The organism is Microbacterium sp. CGR1, assembly GCF_051062835.1.
Lineage (GTDB): Bacteria > Actinomycetota > Actinomycetes > Actinomycetales > Microbacteriaceae > Microbacterium.
Genome location: NZ_JAOTPG010000001.1, coordinates 2,159,272 through 2,175,142, shown reverse-complemented (window position 1 = coordinate 2,175,142; position 15,871 = coordinate 2,159,272). Strand labels below are relative to the sequence as shown.

Sequence of the window (15,871 nt, the reverse complement as noted above, 5' to 3'; positions counted from 1 at the left end):
CCACACGGCCGACGAGCAGCGTCACAGAGGCGGAAACACAGGGTTCGTGCACGTTATCCACAGGCGACCTTTCGTAGATTGTCGGGATGCCCTATTCCGCTCACCGCCCAGGACGGTTCGACTCGCAGGGTCGGATCATCCTCGACAGCGACCCGAACGCTGACACGGACGACCTCGACTTCCTGCGCGCGTACGAGCCCTCCGGCGCCGATCTGTCGGAGCCGCGGCGGGCCGACCCGACTCCCGAGTCGGAGGCGGAGCCGGATCAGGATGCCGCGGCATCCGCTCGTCCGGTGCGTGAGCCGAAGCCTCGCCGCCAGCCGCGCGAGCGCACTCCCCGCGAGCCGGGATCGCGTCTGCGGAAGCTCGCGATCCTCGGCGGGGCCGAGGGCGAGATCCTCGACCGCGTTCCCGGTGAGACCCCGCGCTTCGTGCAGATGTTCTTCGTGCTCGCCGGCACCGCACTGGTCTCGGCCATCTCGATGCTGTTCGCGCTGACCACGGGCGTGCAGGCCGCGATCTGGTTGGCCGTGCCGCTCGCGATCGTGTGGGCTCTGATCATCTTCAACCTCGACCGCTTCCTCACCTCGACCATGTCGTCGACCCGCAACGTCTGGCGTCTCATCGGTCTCGCCATCCCGCGTGTGATCATGGCCGCGATCATCGGCTTCGTCGTCGCCGAGCCGCTCGTGCTGCAGATCTTCCACAACGACATCGCGCGCGAAGTCGCCTCGACCAACATCACGCAGGCGCAGGCCGATCAGGATGCGCTCGAGACGGGCCCCGAGAAGAAGGCGCTGGATGCCGCCTCCGACCGCGTCGCCGAGCTCGAGAACCAGGCGGCCACGGGCATCGTGGCCGGCACCGACTCGTCGTCCGCGAGCGAATCCGCCGCGCAGGCGACCGTCGACGACCTCACCGCCAAGATGACCGCCCAGCAGGGCGTGATCGATCAGGCCCGCGTCCTGTACCAGTGCGAGCTCACCGGCGAGGGAGCAGGCACGGTCCCCGGCTGCACCGGCGTGAACGGCGAGGGCGCGAGCTCGGACGCCGCCCAGGCCCAGCTCGCCGAGGCGCAGCGGACCTACGACGCGCTCGCCGCCCAGCTGCGCACGGCCAACGAGGAGCTCGCCGCTGCGGGCACCGCCGCGAAGGAGAACACCAGCACCTCCGAGACGCAGAACCGCGAGGAGGCGCAGTCGCAGCTCCCCGCCGCGCGCGACAGCTACGACACCGCGCTCGCCGCCTACAACGCACGTGCCGAGTCCGTGGCATCCGGCAACGCGGGAGCGATCGGACTGCTCAGCCAGATCAGCGGGCTCAACAGGCTCAGCGAGAAGGAGCCCACGATCCTGTGGGCCCACATCCTGATCGCGGCGCTGTTCTTCATGATCGAGCTGCTGCCGGTACTCGTGAAGGTGCTCACGTCCTACGGCGACCCGTCGCTCTATGAGAAGGCCGCGGCGATCCGCAAGCAGGTTGCGCTCGACAAGGTCACGGCCGAAGGGTTCCGCGACAGGGCGGCGATCGTGACCGTGCAGTCGGAGGGCATTCAGGCGGATGCTGCGCCTGCCGAGCCGCAGACGCGGGCCGAGCGCAAGGAGGCTGAGCAGGCGGCGCAGGAGCGGGCGCTGGCCGAGGAGCGCGAGCTCGCGGAGAAGCGTGCGCAGGCCCAGACGCTCGAGGAGCAGGAGCAGCTGGTCGAGCCCCGGGTCTGAGGACGCGGGGTCCGCTTCCGGTAGCCGCTACTCGAAGAGGCCGGTCAGCACCACTGTTCGGGTAGCGGGATCGATCGCAACTGAGGCACTGTAGCCCTCGGCCGAGAACAGGGCGTCCAGCTCGGCGGAGCCTTCGAAGGATCCCGCGGGCACCTGGGAAGCCATGCCCGGCACCAGGACGGGAGCGTCGATCCGCTCGAGACCGGCGGTGCTGCGCAGCGCCTCGATCTCGGACTCGGGGAGCATCGCGACGACATCCACCCAGTATGTGGTGGGGCCGATCCCACTCGACCCGGTCGTGCCGCCCATCCACGCGACCGATTCGGCCGCGCTGAGCTGCGGGTAGCGCTTCGCGATGGGAGCGAGGTCTGTGCGCAGAACGCCGTCGCCCTGCTTCTCTGCGGTTCCATCGGTCACCGTCGTCTCCGTCGGCTGGGGGGTGGCAGGAGTGCACGCGGTGACCCCGATGGTCACCGCGGCAAGCAGCAGCAGGAGGGAGTATCGACGCATGACAGCCTGCCTGCCTTCTGTGGGAGAGTCCCAGAAGGATACCTGACCGGTCACGGAGATCCGGGCCCGGTGTCTGCGACCGCCGGTAGCGTTGTCGCATGGTCAACTATCGTTATCTCGGCAACAGCGGTCTCAAGGTCTCTGAGATCACCTACGGCAACTGGGTCACCCATGCTTCACAGGTCGGCGACGACGCCGCCGTCAAGACCGTGCATGCGGCGCTCGACGCCGGCATCACCACATTCGACACGGCCGACACGTACGCGAACACCGCGGCTGAGGTCGTGCTCGGCAAGGCGCTCGAGGGTCAGCGTCGCGAGAGCCTCGAGATCTTCACGAAGGTCTACTTCCCGACCGGCCCCAAGGGCCCGAACGACACCGGCCTGAGCCGTAAGCACATCCTCGAGTCGATCAACGGCTCGCTGAAGCGACTCGGCACCGACTACGTCGACCTCTACCAGGCGCACCGCTTCGACTATGAGACCCCGCTGGAAGAGACCTTCCAGGCGTTCGCCGACGTCGTCCGTCAGGGCAAGGCCCTCTACATCGGCGTCTCCGAGTGGACGGCAGAGCAGCTGCGCGACGGCCACGCTCTCGCGAAGCAGCTCGGGGTGCAGCTCATCTCGAACCAGCCGCAGTACTCGATGCTGCACCGCGTGATCGAGGGCAAGGTCGTGCCGGCGTCCGAAGAGCTCGGCATCTCGCAGATCGTCTGGTCGCCGATGGCGCAGGGCGTGCTCTCGGGCAAATACCTGCCGGGTCAGCCTGTCCCCGACGGCTCGCGCGCGACCGACCCGCACAGCGGAGCGGACTTCATCAAGAGCTTCCTGAAGGACGACATCCTCACCGCCGTGCAGAAGCTGAAGCCGATCGCCGAAGAGGCCGGCCTCTCTATGCCGCAGCTCGCGATCGCGTGGGTGCTGCAGAACCCGAACGTCGCGGCGGCCCTGGTCGGCGCCTCACGCCCCGAGCAGCTCGCCGACACGGTCAAGGCCTCCGGTGTGACGCTCGACGCCGACACGCTCGCCGCGATCGACACCGCGCTGGGTGACACGGTCAACCGCGACGCCGAGGCGACGTACTCGATGTCGCCGAAGGCGCGCATGGTCTGACAGCCCGCATGACGAAGGCCGCCGTTCGGGATGAACGGCGGCCTTCGTCATGTGCGAGGAGACTTACTCCTTGACGGCTCCGGCGGTGAGTCCCTGCACGATCCAGCGGCTCGCGAGAGCGAACATCACCATGGTCGGCAGGATCGTCAGCACGGCTGCGGCGCTCATCGAGCCCCAGTCGATGTTGAACGTCGAGATGAAGCCGTTCAGTGCCGAAGGCACCGTGCGGTTGGCATCGGTGTTCATCAGCACGACCGACAGGAACAGCTCGTTCCAGCAGTTGACGAAGTTGAAGATGAACGCCGCGATGATGCCCGGGGTCATCACCGGAACGAGCACCCGGAACAGGGCGCCGAAGCGCGAGCATCCGTCGATCATCGCCGCCTCTTCGAGCGCGTCGGGGACGTTCTCGAAGAAGCCGCGCAGCATGACCGTGGAGAACGGGATGCAGACCGCGATGTAGACGAGGATCAGTCCCGGCTTGGTGTCGACGAGCCCGAGGTCGGTCATCATCGAGTACAGCGGCCCCAGCGCGATGAACGCGGGGATCATCTGCGTCAGCAGGAACGCGACCAGCACCGTGCCCTTGCCGCGGAACTCGAAGCGGGCGATCACGTAGGCGCTCAGCAGCGCGATCAGCGTCGCCACCGCACCCGCGATCGTCGCCACGATCGCGGAGTTGGCGAGGAAGACCCCGAACGAGCTCTGCTGGAACAGGCTGACGTAGTTGTCGAAAGAGGGCTCTGACGGCCAGTACTCGATCGGGAACGAGTTGATCGTTCCCGGCGACTTGAACGACGTCAGCGCGATCCAGTACAGCGGGAACAGCGTGATGACGAGCCAGAGGCCGAGCCCGACGACGCGGACCACGCCGCCGACCGAGGCCTTGCGCTTCGGACGCGGTGCCTTCGCGATGTCGGGGACCGTGAGACGCCGGGTCTCGGTGACCGTTGTTCCGGTGATGGTCATCGCTGGACCCTCCGCATCGCCATCAGATAGAACGCGCAGAACACGAACAGGAACGCGACGACGATGAGTCCGATCGCGCTCGCGATGCCGTAGTTGCCCTGCTGGGTGTAGTTGATCATCCACGTCGTGATGATGTGCGTCTGGTTCGCCGGTCCGCCGTTCGTCATCGCGTAGATGATGTCGGGGAAGTTGAAGATCCAGATGATGCGCAGCAGGATCGTCAGCAGCAGCGTCATCGAGATGTACGGGATGATGATCGAGAACAGCTGCCGGACCTTGCCTGCGCCGTCGAGGCTCGCAGCCTCGAGCATCTCGTCAGGCACGGACTGGAGTGCCGCGAGGATCATGATCGCGAAGAACGTCACGCCGTACCAGATGTTGGCCACGATGACCGCGAACATCGCGAGCTTCGGGTCGGCCAGCCAGGGGAGCGGGGCGTCGATCAGACCGACCTTCATGAGCAGGTCGTTCACGACGCCGAACTCGGCGTTGAACATCCAGCGGAACAGCATGCCGATCAGGAAGCCGGAGACGGCCCACGGGAAGAACACGAGCGCCTGATAGAGCCCGCGGAAGCGGAACCGCTTGCGCAGCGCGAGCGCGATCAGGAACCCGATCACGAGCTGCGGCACGAGCGACCCGACGACCCACAGCACCGAGTTCCAGGCGACGACGGGGAACGCCGGGTCCTGGAAGACCGTGACGAAGTTGTCGAAGCCCACCCAGGGGGTGGACGTGAGATCCCACAGGTTCCAGTCGTGGAAGGCCATGCGTGCACCCTGCAGCATCGGCCAGTAGGTGAACCAGCACACGAACACGATCGCCGGGGCCATGAAGGCCAGCAGTGTCAGCGCGTGGCGGCCACGGAAGGGGCGGCGCCGGCGGGATGCCGGGGAGGCCCCGCCGGCGGTGCCGACGGAGCCCCCTTCGAGTGCGGTCCGGGTCACGGATCAGCCCTTTTCCGCAGCGTACTTCTCGGTCCAGAAGGTGTCCCACGACTTGAGCAGCTCGGTGGTCGACATGTTGCCGAGCAGCACGTTCTGCACGTCCTGGTCGGACTTCTGGATCCACTCGGTCCACCAGCTGACCCCACGCGGCTGCTGCACGTTGACGTAGGTCTCGGGGTCCTCGGTCATCGTGACGTAGCTCGTCCACGGGCCGGTCGAGTAGAACTCGTCGTCCGCTGCCTCCGAGATGATCGGCACGAGGCTGTTGGCCTGCGCGAACTCGGTGGCGGGCTCGGCCGACGAGAGGAACTCGACGAGCTTGACCGCGGCATCCTGGTGCTCGCTGTTCTCGGCGACACCCCAGCCCGCGACGGCCAGCGGCTGCGCGGCCTTGCCCGACGGGCCCACGAGCAGCGGGGCGGTGTCCCACTGGTCTTCGGTCAGAGACGAGTCCTGCACCGTGGCGATGACCTCGGGGTCCTGCAGCAGGAACGCCGTGGTGCCGTTGGTGAAGCCGGCGACCATCTCGGGGTAGCCCCACGAGACGGCAGAGGGCGGGGATGCCTCCTTGAAGAGGTCGAAGTAGTCGTCGACCGCCTCCTGGGCCTCCGGGGCCGCGAAGATCGTCGACCCGTCCTCCATCAGGAACGCGTCATCGACGTCGAGGCCGTCGATCGTGTACGCCTCGATCGCCGCGACGACGTTGCTGTTCGCGTTCTGACCGCCGCGGAACGCGTAGCCGTAGATGTTGTTCGACGGGTCCTGAATGGCGCTGGCCTGCTCGAGCAGGTCCTTCCAGCTGTGCGGCGGGCCGTCGAAGCCGGCCTCCTCGACCAGATCGGTGCGGTAGAACAGCGACAGGCCGTAGAAGCCGTAGGGCACGAAGTAGCTCTTGCCGTCGGCGGCTACAGACGCGGACTGCGCGTTGTCGGTCAGTGCATCCCAGCCGTCCCACTTCTCAAGATCGCTCGAGATGTCGTGCAGCCAGCCGTTGTTGGCGAACGGGCCGACCGTGATGTCGCGGACCTCGAGGACGTCGACGCCCTTTCCGGACTGCAGCATCTGCTGGATCTTCGCATCGGCCTGCTCGGTGGGCGGCGATACGAGGTTGACCTTGATCTTGGGGTTGTCGGCCTCGAACTCGTCGAGCAGGCCGCGCAGCAGGTCGGTGCGCGCAGGGTTGGTCAGGCTCTCGACCATCTGCAGGGTGACGGTGCCGTCGGCGGATTCGCCGCCGCCTGCGGAACAGCCGGTGAGCGCGAGCGCGGCGACGGTGCCGAATCCCGCGGCGGTCGTCAAGATTCTGTTCTTCTTCACGAGGTGCCTCTCAGTTGGTGATGGTGGTGTCGGGTGGTGATGGTGGTGGGTCGGGTCGTTGTGGTGGTGGGGGTGGAGCGGGTCAGGGAACGATGAGGGAGTCGGCTCCGGTGCGGATGCCGGCTCGACGGAGGATCTGCGGGATGCAGCGCTCGACGAAGGTCTCGAAGTCCGAGGCCTCCGTGTACAGGTGTGCCGACAGGCGGAAGTAGCCGATGCCGCGGAAGCTCGTGAACGCGGTCTCGACTCCGGTCTCGTCGAGCAGGTCCATGCGCAGCGCATCGGCCTCTTCGCGGGTCGAGCCGAGTCCGAGCGGCAGACGCACGAGCCTCATCGACGGCACGGGCGAGGGCAGTGGGGTGAGGGGGTCTTCGTCGCCGTAGGGGCGCAGGCCCTCGGCGATGATCTCGGCACCGGCATCCGCCATCTGCGCCATCGCCTGTCGGGCGTTGTGCCAGCCGAACTCCGCCTCGATGAACTCGATCGAGGCGGGGGTGGCGAGATAGGTCGTCGCGTCGATCGTGCCCTGAGTGTCGAAGCGCTCGGGGTAGGCCTCGTTCGCGGCCCACGAGTCGATCAGCGGCCAGAGCTCGTCGCGGTCGGGTGCGTTCGTGACGAGCAGCGCCGAGCCGCGCGGGGCGCAGGGCCACTTGTGCAGGTTGCCGAACCACCAGTCGCCGCCGGCGACCGCGGCGGCATCCGGCACGAGGCCGGGGGCGTGGGCGCCGTCGACGAGCGTGCGGACGCCGCGCTCGGCGGCGAGTTCGGCGATGCGGCGGGTGGGCAGCATCCGTGCGGTGGGCGAGGTGATCTGGTCGACCACGATCAGGCGGGTGCTCGGGGTGAGCGCATCGGCGAAGCGCTGCACGACCTCGTCGTCGGAAGCCAGCAGCGGCAGCTCGACGGCACGGACGGATGCTCCGAAGCGGCGAGCCAGGCGCTGCGCGCCCATCGTGATCGCGCCGTAGCCCTGGTCGGTGACGAGAATCTCGTCGCCGCGCTCGAGGTGCAGGGCGTTGTAGATCACTGTCGCCGCGGCGGAGGCGTTGGGAACGAAGGCGCTGTCTTCGGCATAGGCGCCCACGAACGGAGCGGTGCGCTCGCGGGCGGCGCGCACCCGCTCCGCGATGCGGGGGAACCACTCGACCGGGCTCAGGTCGGCCCGGCGGCGCAGAGCATCCTGCTGCTCGACGACCGCCGTGGGCACGGCGCCGAACGAGCCGTGGTTGAGGTGGATCACATCGGGATCGAGGGGCCACGCGTCACGGGCTCGCAGGCCGGAGTTCAGCGTGAGCGGTGCGGGGAAAGCAGGTGCGGGCATCGGTCCTCGTCGGTGCGTCAGGGGGAGTTGTTGCACAACTTTGCCACACAGGTTCCTAAATGGCTACGAAAAGGTGAGGATGAAACATAGTTGTCATACGAATTTGATGAAGGCCCTGCATCCGACAGACTCAGCAGGGGGATCGGGCGGTGTCGGGAGGATGACCATGAGCGCTTTGGACACGGCTCTGCACGGGCTGCGCACGCTGATCGCCGACGGTGCTCTGCGCCCCGGCGATCGCCTTCCCAGCGAGGGGGAGCTGTGCGAGACGCTCGGAGTCTCACGCGGGTCGCTGCGAGAGGCCATCCGGATGCTGGCCGCCCTCGGCGTGCTCGACACGAGACACGGCTCGGGCAGCTACGTCAGCGAGCTGCGCGCCGCCGACCTCATCGGCAGCCTGTCGCTCACGGTCGGGCTGCTGCCCATGGCGGGGGTGCTCGAGCTCACGGAGCTGCGCCGCGTGCTCGAACCGCACGCGGCCGCGCTCGCCGCAGCCCGCATCGACGCGTCGACGATCGAGGAGCTGAGCGGCGTTCTCGACGAGATCGAGGCCAGCGACGATTTCGAGGACCACTCGCGGCTCGACCACGTCTTTCACATGACGATCTCGGAGGTCGCGGGCAATGACGCCCTCACGAGCCTCATCGACGTGCTGCGCTCGCGGTCGAGGGCCTACCGGATTCCGGATGCCGCGGATGCCGCCGAACTCAAACTCCACTCGGATGCGGGGCACCGGGCGATCCTCCGCGGACTCGCGGCGGCGGACCCGGTCGCGGCATCGGCTGCGGCATCCGCTCACGTCGCGCAGACCGAGTACTGGGTGCGGCGGTACACCGACACGGATGTGCCGTCGCCCGTGGCTGCGCCGGCGCCTGAGTGACCGCGTTCTGACCTGCCCGTGCCCCGATCTGCGGGGTCCGTCCCGTTCTGGGTCCGGATCTGAGCGATCCGTCCGCTGATCGGGCGGTGGGTCAGGCGAGGGTGATGTCGACCTGGATCTCGGTGGCGATGCGCTCGAGGTCTCGGCGCAGTGCGTCGAGGTCGACGGATGCCGGAACACGTGCGATCACGGATGCCTCGAACAGGCGTCCGCCGGCCATCGCGGCATCCCGGGTCTCGGTCGCCAGCTCTTCGATGCTCAGCTCGTGCGCGTTCAGCACGTTCGACACCTCGCGGACGATGCCCGAGCGGTCGTTGCCGAGCACGCTGATCTCGAGCACCTGGTCATCGGCGTCGATCACGGGAGCACCTGTGAGCACAGCCAGTGTCAGAAGCCCCTGACCCTGCAGCTCGCGGAGTGCGGTCTGCAGGCCCTCCGAATGCTCGGGCGCGACCGAGACCTCGATCACGCCCGCGAAGGTGCCGGCGAGCTCGGCGAGCGAGCTGTTCTCCCAGTTGCCGCCGTGGGCATCGACGACATCGGCGACGGCTGCGACGAGACCGGGGCGGTCAGCACCCGCGACAGTGAGGATGAGAGTAGTCATGCGGCCAGCGTAGGGTGCGTTCGGGATTCCCGACGAATACGCGCGGCTAGTGTGGACGGATGGAGCCGCAGGACACCGTTCCCCATGTCAGCGCGCACTTCGTACGAGCGATGACCCTGCTGATGTCCGGGCCTCTGGTCCCCTCGTGTCGAGCTCAGGTCGCACTCCGGCAGGGGATCGACGCACCGGTCGAGCTCTTCGTCATCGATGCGTCGCCGAGGGATCTCGTCTATACGCTGCACCGGGCAGGCGGCGAGCTGGTCGACGACTACGACGGCTACACGCACAGCCGCCGGAGTGAGGAAGCGGTGCAGGACATCCCCCGCAACTCCTTCAACGTCGAGCACTTCGCAGCCCGTCTCGCGTTCCCGCTGTCGCTGCCCGTCTGGGGACGCAGCTTCGACAGCTTCCGATTCACCGGAGAAGCAATCGCCGAGGGTGAACACATCGAGCTCGCGCTCGTGCACACGAAAGACGACAGCGTGAAGGGGTCGCTCACGGTGAGTGAAGACTTCCGTATGGCGGTGAAGCTGGACGCCCCGACACTGCTGATCGAGTACACGGAGATCGCCGCCGCCGCCGCGCTCGGGTGGGCACGCGGACCTGACGATTCCCACTCGTCAGGCGTGTTGAGTTGTTTTGAGTCATTCAAAACAAGGTACGCTGGAGGAACGATGTGGTGCCGGGGTTGCAGCCCCGGCACCACTGTCCGTGAAGCACCACCACCCCTGACTGAGGAGGCTCACATGAGTCACGAACACGCCAAAGATAGCCGATCGCTGCCGATGGATCGATCGATGGGGCGCGACGGTCGCGAGCGCATCGTCCGCCAAGCGCTCGAGCGCATCGACGGAGCGCCGACGCCGACAGTCGACATGATGCAGGCCGCGATGGGATCCGAAGCGCAGATCCGCCTCGTCCACGACGTCGTCCGGGCCTATCTCGACGAACACGACCTCGCTGACACGAAGGCATGGGCTGCGGCCATGCAGGACCGGTCGACCGATCACGACGTGTCCGCGAGCGTGATCTGAGTGGTGATCGCTTCGATGGTTCAGCTTCCGGTCGCAGCGCTCGGCGCGGGACACGCGGTGCAGCACATCACCGAGTCGGACCTGCTCCCGACGCCGCCCCGCATCACCGACCCGTCGCGGGTCATGGGACGCGTGGAATCAGCAGGCCTCGGCCGTCCGAGCTTCGTCGTCGTCGAGTGCCCAGACGGCCGGATCCCGTCCGCACTGGTCCTCGAATACGGGGACGAAGATACCGTGCAGGCGAGGCCGGCACGCGTATGGAGCCGCACGGGCGGGGTGGGGAACGCCCCGCTCTACCGCCTCAGCGGCGACAGCTCTTCGGGCGGTTACGTCACCGCGTGACGCAGGCGCCTCGGCCGGCAGACGGCGACGACCACATGTCAGTCGACCCACACCCCGGTTTCGAGCAGGTGATCGAGGCGGGCGCGGTGCGGGGCGAGATCCCAGCCCTGCTCCGCGACCCAGTCGTCGTTGAAGTACGTGCCGGCGTAGCGGATGCCGCTGTCGCAGATGAGCGTGACGATGCTGCCGGTCTCGCCCGCCGCGCGCATGCGCGCGATCAGCTGGAAGGCGCCGTAGAGGTTGGTGCCGGTCGATCCGCCTGCGAGGTGCAGCGTGCGCTCACGCAGCATCCGGATCGCGGCGATCGAACCGGCGTCCGGCACCCGGATCATCTCGTCGATCACCGTCGGCACGAACGAGGCCTCGACGCGGGGGCGGCCGATGCCCTCGATGCGGCTCGGTCGCCCGGTGGGCGGGTCGACGGTTCCCGCCCATCCGTCGTAGAACGCGGAGCCCTCGGGGTCGACGACGGCGATCTGGGTCTCGTGGCGGCGGTACTTCACGTAGCGGCCGAACGTCGCGCTCGTGCCGCCGGTGCCCGCGCCCACGACGATCCAGCGGGGGATCGGATGCCGTTCCTGCGACAGCTGGCTGAACACGCTCTCGGCGATGTTGTTGTTGCCCCGCCAGTCGGTCGCGCGCTCGGCGAACGTGAACTGGTCGAGGTAGTGCCCGTGGCATTCGGAGGCCAGGCGCTGCGCCTCGGGAGACATGTCCTCTGCGCGATCGACGAAGTGGCAGCGCCCGCCGTAGAACTCGATGAGGTCGATCTTCTCCTGGCTCGTCGACCGCGGCACGACCGTCACGAACGGTAGCCCCAGCATCCGCGCGAAGTACGCCTCGGAGACGGCGGTCGACCCGCTCGACGACTCGACGAGAGTGGAGTGCTCCGTGATGCGCCCGTTCACCAGCCCGTACAGGATCAGCGAGCGCGCCAGGCGGTGCTTGAGCGAACCGGTGGGGTGCACCGACTCGTCTTTCAGGTACAGATCGATGCCCCACTCGGGCGGCAACGGGAAGAGGTGCAGGTGCGTGTCGGCGCTGCGGTTCGCGTCGGCTTCCAGCAGGGCGATCGCGGTGCTGGTCCAGTCGCTCATCCTTCGAGCGTAACGCCCCGCTACTTGGCGGTGTAGCCGCCCTCGCCCGTCTCGCCGTCGTACGTGAAGATCTTGTCTTCGAGAGTGATCTTGATGTCGTCACCGAGCGGCTGCTGAGCGAGCAGACGCTCCTCGAGCATCGTCATCCGCTCCTGATACTCCTGCGCCTGTGTCTCATCGACGCCCCAGAGAGTCGCCGACTTCATGTCGATGAGGAAGTACAGGAACGCCGACACGGCGGTGCGGTTGAACTCGCTGTCGGGGATCTTCTCCCACAGAGCCCCGCTGTCTCGAAGCTGCTTGTACTCGTCGATCTTGGACTGCAGCACGTCGGCGATCCCGGATGCATCGGCGCCACCGGCGTCGTCGGACGGCGGCTCCTCATCGGTCGAGTCGTCGGAGGGTGCGCTGGGAGCGGCCGTCACCGACGGCAGCGGAGCGGAGACGGGTTCGCTGCTCGAGCCCAGAAAAAGGCTCACTGCCACGCCGATGCCGACGACCACGAGCAGCACGAACGCCGCGACGGCCGCGATGACGATGCCGACGGTCCTGCCGGAGCCCGACGGGCGGCTCGGAGGCGCCGCGGGGTACGGATACTCGGAGCCGTATGGGGCGGAGGGCTGCTGCCCCACGGGGTACTGACCCGGCTGCGCCGGGTACTGGCCGGGTTGCTGCGGGTAGGTGCCAGGCTGCTGCGGGTAATTGCCCGGCTGCCCTGCCGGATACTGCGGCGGGTACTGGCCGGGCTGCGCCGTTGGGTACTGGCCGGTGTGCGGAGCCGAGGCGTACGGCGGCAGCGGCGGCGCGGGAGGTCCGTAGGGACCGCCGGATGCCGGCGGCTGCGGTGCGGGAGGGGCCGGCGGTCCGCTCAGCGGCGGCGCCAGCGGAACGGAGTATTCCCGATCGGCAGGGGGCGCGGCCGGAGGCGGCGGGATGACAGCATCCGGATCCGAACCGTTCGCGTGCGCGTCGTCGACCATGGTGTTGCCCCCCTGCTCACGCCACCCGATGCGACGTGTGCTCCGCCTTCAGGCTAGCGGCCTCAGCGCAGGTCGGTCGGCTCGCTCAGCGCACGGTGCCGGCGCGCGAGGTGCCGCCGTCGCCGTCGACGTGCAGCAACGACGCCTGCGACTGCTCCTGCTGCAGCTGGAACTCGAAGCGGGAGCGGTCGCCGCGGTGATGCGCCACGAAGTACTCGATCGGGACGCCGTCTGCGGAGCGACTCACGCTGCGCAGCCGCAGCAGGGCGGAGCCTGCGCTGACGCCGAGATGCTGCGCCTGCTCGTGCGTCGCGACCGTCGCCTCGGCGGACCGCACACCGCTGGTCGCCACGATGCCGTTGTCGGCGAGCACGCGGTAGAGCGACGCCTCGGACAGGTCGACGTCGAGCGTCACGGTGCCGACCGCATCCGGCATCCAGGTCGTCGAGAGCGACCAGGGTTCTCCGTCGACGTGGCGGAGGCGATCGAGCACCACGACAGGTGAACCCACTTCGACCTCGAGGGCCGCCGCGATCTCGTCGTCGGCGACGGTCAGCTCATGGCGCAGCACGTCGCTGTGCACGTGCCCGCCGCGCCGCTCGACGTCATCGTAGAGGCCGATCAGGGTGTGCACGAGGCTCTCGCTCGTGCGCGGACGTGAGACGAACGTGCCCTTGCCCTTGACCCGCTCGACGAGCCCTTCGTGCTCGAGTTGGGCCAGCGCCTGACGCACCACGGTGCGCGAGATTCCGTAGCGCTCGCACAGGCGGTGCTCTCCCGGAAGCGGGTCGCCCGGCTGCAGTCCGTCTCGGGTGATGCCCTCGACGATCAGCTGGCGCAGCTGGTCGTACATGGGCGCGGCGGAGTGACGGTCGATCGAGTCGTTCATGTCAGTACGCCACTCCCGCGTGCAGGATCACGTTGGCATAGGGGGTGAACTCGCCCGAGCGCACGAACGCGCGCGCCGAATGCGTGAGCTTCTTGAACTCGACGTGGGGGATGAGCTCGATCTCGAAGTCCTGGTCGGCGAAGCGCTCGCGCAGTGCAGCGAGCACCTCGGGGCTCTTCTCGGCGACTTCCTCCGACACGGTCGCACCCTCGACGACCAGTTCGGCGAGCACCGTGTCGAGCACATCGAAGAAGGCGGGCGCACCCGGACGGTAGGCGAGGTCGATGCGCTCTGACCCCGGCGGGATCGGCAGCCCCGCATCTGTCACGACCAGCAGATCGGTGTGCCCGGTCTCGCTGATCACCCGAGAGAGGGCGGGATTGATGGTCGTCGCTGTCTTGCGCATGGTGCTCCTCAGGGTGTCAGTGGGCTTCTCGGGCGGCCAGGAACGCCTCGACCTCGGCGCGCAGCGGCAGGCTCGGCGATGCGCCCTGCTTCGTCACGGCGAGGGCTCCCGCGGCTGTCGCCACGCGCACGGCATCGGTCAGCGACCGTCCGTTCGCGAGCGCCGCACCGAGGTACCCGGCGTAGGCGTCACCGGCGGCGGTCGTGTCGACGGCCTCGACGGGGAAGGGCGGGATGACGGATGCTCCCTCCGCCGTCACGACGCACGAACCTTGGCCGGCGAGCGTGATCACGGCCGCGCCGACGCCGCGGTCGAGGAACCAGCGGCCGGCGAGCGCGGCGGAATCGGCGTCCGTCACTTCGATGCCGCTGAGCACCGAGGCCTCGGTCTCGTTGGGCGTGACGATGTCGATGCTCGCCCAGACCTCGTCGTCGAGCGGGGCGGCGGGCGCGGGGTCGAGGATGACGGTCATGCCGTGCTCGCGCCCGCGGGCCGTGATGTGCGCGGTGAGGGCAGACGGGGTCTCGAGCTGCGTCAGCAGCACCGACGTCGTCGGCGCGAGGGCGGCGAGTGCTGCGTCGATCTGCTCGGTGCTGAGTGCGGCGTTCGCGAGGGGCACCATCACGATGTCGTTCTGGGCCGAGGCGTCGACGCGGATGTGGGCGATGCCGGTCGGCCCCGGCACCGTGCGCAGGTGGGTGAGGTCGACCCCTGCGTCGCTGAGCCCGTCGACGACGAGGTCGTGGAAGAGGTCGTCGCCGACGCATCCGACGAAGCTCGTGCGGGCGCCTGAGCGTCCAGCGGCCACTGCCTGGTTCGCGCCCTTGCCGCCGAGCATGAGAGTGAACTCGTCTCCGAGGATGGTCTCGCCGCGGGCCGGGAGCCGGGTCGAGAAGGTCGTCACGTCTGCGGTCACGCTGCCGACGATGACGACGCCGGTGCGATCGGGCGAGGTGGCGGCTGTCATGGCACTCCTGATCGTCGTCGATGCGGGGTGCTTTGACATCCTCCGCGGCTGTCATTACATTAGCCGAATCCGAACCTGTAACGACAGGTTGTGCACAAGGAGACCCGATGACCGCGCTGGCCCCCCGTCTCTACGTCGACAGTGCGGACGTCGACCGCGTCTCGTCTCTCCTCACCGCGGGAGTCGTGCACGGAGTCACGACGAACCCCACGATCCTCGAGCGGGGCGGCCGCACCGCAGCCGAGATCCCCGACCTGTACGCCCGCTGGTCAGGCGAAGGCGCCCGCGAGATCTTCTTCCAGACGTGGGGCGGCGACACCGCATCCTTCCTCCGCAACGCCGAGGGCATCCGCGCGCTCGGCGACCGCGTGGCCGTGAAGGTGCCCGCCACGCGTGAGGGCTTCGCCGCGGCATCCGCTCTGGTCGCCGACGGCGCGACCGTGCTCGTCACCGCCGTGTACTCGGTCGCGCAGGCGCTGGCCTGCGCCTCGATCGGTGCGCAGTACATCGCCCCCTATCTGGGACGGATGCGGGATGCCGGCATCGACGGCGACGCTGTGATCGCGAGGATGCAGGAGGTCTGCGCGGGAAGCGGCTCGAACGTGCTGGCCGCGAGCCTGCGATCGCCCGACGACATCACCGGTCTGCGGCTGGCGGGGGTGCCGTACTTCACCGCAGCACCCGACGTGATCGAGCAGGTGCTGTTGCATGAGGTCAGCGACAGTTCGGCCGCCGAGTTCGACGCGGCGATGGTGCGGCTCGGGGCCTGAAGTCAGGA

The 15,871-nt window shown here is 68.2% G+C and carries 17 protein-coding genes; 6 read left to right on the top strand and 11 right to left on the bottom strand.

From position 1 onward, the window contains the following. The first annotated feature begins 86 nt into the window (after nt 1-86). Nucleotides 87-1,718, top strand: coding sequence for a DUF4407 domain-containing protein (locus tag OD997_RS10775; RefSeq protein WP_434331562.1), 1,632 nt, complete (start codon nt 87-89; stop codon nt 1,716-1,718). 27 nt (nt 1,719-1,745) lie between these two features. Here the strand turns inward: OD997_RS10775 and OD997_RS10770 are convergent, their stop codons facing one another. Then, the gene (locus tag OD997_RS10770) at nt 1,746-2,228 is read right to left on the bottom strand and encodes a hypothetical protein (protein WP_434331561.1); all 483 of its coding nucleotides are present in this window, start codon (nt 2,226-2,228) and stop codon (nt 1,746-1,748) included. Between the two features lie 98 nt (nt 2,229-2,326). Here OD997_RS10770 and OD997_RS10765 point away from each other — a divergent pair, with 98 nt between their 5' ends. Next, the gene (locus tag OD997_RS10765; protein WP_056313816.1) at nt 2,327-3,340 is read left to right on the top strand and encodes an aldo/keto reductase family protein; all 1,014 of its coding nucleotides are present in this window, start codon (nt 2,327-2,329) and stop codon (nt 3,338-3,340) included. A 63-nt stretch (nt 3,341-3,403) separates the two neighbouring features. Here the strand turns inward: OD997_RS10765 and OD997_RS10760 are convergent, their stop codons facing one another. The 4 genes from OD997_RS10760 to OD997_RS10745 all read right to left on the bottom strand — a co-directional run bounded on the left by OD997_RS10760 (nt 3,404) and on the right by OD997_RS10745 (nt 7,894). Further along, entirely contained in the window at nt 3,404-4,309 is a 906-nt protein-coding gene (locus tag OD997_RS10760) for a carbohydrate ABC transporter permease (RefSeq protein WP_434331560.1), read from the bottom strand. After that, nucleotides 4,306-5,256, bottom strand: coding sequence for a carbohydrate ABC transporter permease (locus tag OD997_RS10755; RefSeq protein WP_434331559.1), 951 nt, complete (start codon nt 5,254-5,256; stop codon nt 4,306-4,308). Before OD997_RS10755 ends, OD997_RS10760 begins: the two co-directional genes overlap by 4 nt. A 3-nt stretch (nt 5,257-5,259) precedes the next feature. Continuing rightward, nucleotides 5,260-6,573 carry an ABC transporter substrate-binding protein gene (locus OD997_RS10750; RefSeq protein ID WP_434331558.1) on the bottom strand — a complete coding sequence of 438 codons (1,314 nt, stop codon included), beginning with the start codon at nt 6,571-6,573 and terminating at the stop codon, nt 5,260-5,262. 82 nt (nt 6,574-6,655) lie between these two features. Beyond that, nucleotides 6,656-7,894 (bottom strand): aminotransferase class V-fold PLP-dependent enzyme, encoded by a 1,239-nt coding sequence (locus OD997_RS10745; protein WP_434331557.1) that lies wholly within the window; start codon nt 7,892-7,894, stop codon nt 6,656-6,658. Nucleotides 7,895-8,060: 166 nt separating this feature from the next. Here OD997_RS10745 and OD997_RS10740 point away from each other — a divergent pair, with 166 nt between their 5' ends. Then, entirely contained in the window at nt 8,061-8,774 is a 714-nt protein-coding gene (locus OD997_RS10740; RefSeq protein WP_434331556.1) for a FadR/GntR family transcriptional regulator, read from the top strand. A 91-nt stretch (nt 8,775-8,865) separates the two neighbouring features. On the opposite strand, the gene OD997_RS10735 is transcribed toward OD997_RS10740, so the two are convergent. Next, the gene (locus tag OD997_RS10735) at nt 8,866-9,378 is read right to left on the bottom strand and encodes a glycine cleavage system protein R (RefSeq protein ID WP_311245537.1); all 513 of its coding nucleotides are present in this window, start codon (nt 9,376-9,378) and stop codon (nt 8,866-8,868) included. A 59-nt stretch (nt 9,379-9,437) separates the two neighbouring features. Here OD997_RS10735 and OD997_RS10730 point away from each other — a divergent pair, with 59 nt between their 5' ends. Then, nucleotides 9,438-10,412, top strand: coding sequence for a hypothetical protein (locus OD997_RS10730; RefSeq protein ID WP_434331555.1), 975 nt, complete (start codon nt 9,438-9,440; stop codon nt 10,410-10,412). Further along, entirely contained in the window at nt 10,413-10,754 is a 342-nt protein-coding gene (locus tag OD997_RS10725; RefSeq protein WP_434331554.1) for a hypothetical protein, read from the top strand. It begins immediately after the preceding gene. 38 nt (nt 10,755-10,792) lie between these two features. Here the strand turns inward: OD997_RS10725 and OD997_RS10720 are convergent, their stop codons facing one another. The 5 genes from OD997_RS10720 to OD997_RS10700 form a co-directional block, all read right to left on the bottom strand. Next, complete coding sequence (locus OD997_RS10720) at nt 10,793-11,851, bottom strand: PLP-dependent cysteine synthase family protein (protein ID WP_434331553.1); 1,059 nt, start codon at nt 11,849-11,851, stop codon at nt 10,793-10,795. A gap of 20 nt (nt 11,852-11,871) precedes the next feature. Then, nucleotides 11,872-12,831: a hypothetical protein gene (locus OD997_RS10715; protein ID WP_434331552.1), complete on the bottom strand. Its 960-nt coding sequence runs from the start codon at nt 12,829-12,831 to the stop codon at nt 11,872-11,874. Nucleotides 12,832-12,916: 85 nt separating this feature from the next. Then, on the bottom strand, nt 12,917-13,720 hold the full coding sequence (locus tag OD997_RS10710) for a GntR family transcriptional regulator (protein ID WP_434331551.1): 804 nt from the start codon (nt 13,718-13,720) through the stop codon (nt 12,917-12,919). A gap of 1 nt (nt 13,721) precedes the next feature. Beyond that, nucleotides 13,722-14,126 (bottom strand): D-ribose pyranase, encoded by a 405-nt coding sequence (rbsD, locus tag OD997_RS10705; protein ID WP_210096044.1) that lies wholly within the window; start codon nt 14,124-14,126, stop codon nt 13,722-13,724. Between the two features lie 16 nt (nt 14,127-14,142). Then, the gene (locus OD997_RS10700; protein WP_434331550.1) at nt 14,143-15,093 is read right to left on the bottom strand and encodes a ribokinase; all 951 of its coding nucleotides are present in this window, start codon (nt 15,091-15,093) and stop codon (nt 14,143-14,145) included. 107 nt (nt 15,094-15,200) lie between these two features. Here OD997_RS10700 and OD997_RS10695 point away from each other — a divergent pair, with 107 nt between their 5' ends. After that, the gene (locus OD997_RS10695; protein WP_434331549.1) at nt 15,201-15,863 is read left to right on the top strand and encodes a transaldolase family protein; all 663 of its coding nucleotides are present in this window, start codon (nt 15,201-15,203) and stop codon (nt 15,861-15,863) included. Nucleotides 15,864-15,871: the final 8 nt, after the last annotated feature.

Bases quoted from the DNA above. Each gene is read 5' to 3' on its own strand.
- OD997_RS10775 (WP_434331562.1), top strand. From the start codon at position 87: ATGCCCTATTCCGCTCACCGCCCAGGACGGTTCGACTCGCAGGGTCGG.
- OD997_RS10770 (WP_434331561.1), bottom strand. From the start codon at position 2,228: ATGCGTCGATACTCCCTCCTGCTGCTGCTTGCCGCGGTGACCATCGGG.
- OD997_RS10765 (WP_056313816.1), top strand. From the start codon at position 2,327: ATGGTCAACTATCGTTATCTCGGCAACAGCGGTCTCAAGGTCTCTGAG.
- OD997_RS10760 (WP_434331560.1), bottom strand. From the start codon at position 4,309: ATGACCATCACCGGAACAACGGTCACCGAGACCCGGCGTCTCACGGTC.
- OD997_RS10745 (WP_434331557.1), bottom strand. From the start codon at position 7,894: ATGCCCGCACCTGCTTTCCCCGCACCGCTCACGCTGAACTCCGGCCTG.
- OD997_RS10740 (WP_434331556.1), top strand. From the start codon at position 8,061: ATGAGCGCTTTGGACACGGCTCTGCACGGGCTGCGCACGCTGATCGCC.
- OD997_RS10735 (WP_311245537.1), bottom strand. From the start codon at position 9,378: ATGACTACTCTCATCCTCACTGTCGCGGGTGCTGACCGCCCCGGTCTC.
- OD997_RS10730 (WP_434331555.1), top strand. From the start codon at position 9,438: ATGGAGCCGCAGGACACCGTTCCCCATGTCAGCGCGCACTTCGTACGA.
- OD997_RS10720 (WP_434331553.1), bottom strand. From the start codon at position 11,851: ATGAGCGACTGGACCAGCACCGCGATCGCCCTGCTGGAAGCCGACGCG.
- OD997_RS10715 (WP_434331552.1), bottom strand. From the start codon at position 12,831: ATGGTCGACGACGCGCACGCGAACGGTTCGGATCCGGATGCTGTCATC.
- OD997_RS10710 (WP_434331551.1), bottom strand. From the start codon at position 13,720: ATGAACGACTCGATCGACCGTCACTCCGCCGCGCCCATGTACGACCAG.
- rbsD (WP_210096044.1), bottom strand. From the start codon at position 14,126: ATGCGCAAGACAGCGACGACCATCAATCCCGCCCTCTCTCGGGTGATC.
- OD997_RS10700 (WP_434331550.1), bottom strand. From the start codon at position 15,093: ATGACAGCCGCCACCTCGCCCGATCGCACCGGCGTCGTCATCGTCGGC.
- OD997_RS10695 (WP_434331549.1), top strand. From the start codon at position 15,201: ATGACCGCGCTGGCCCCCCGTCTCTACGTCGACAGTGCGGACGTCGAC.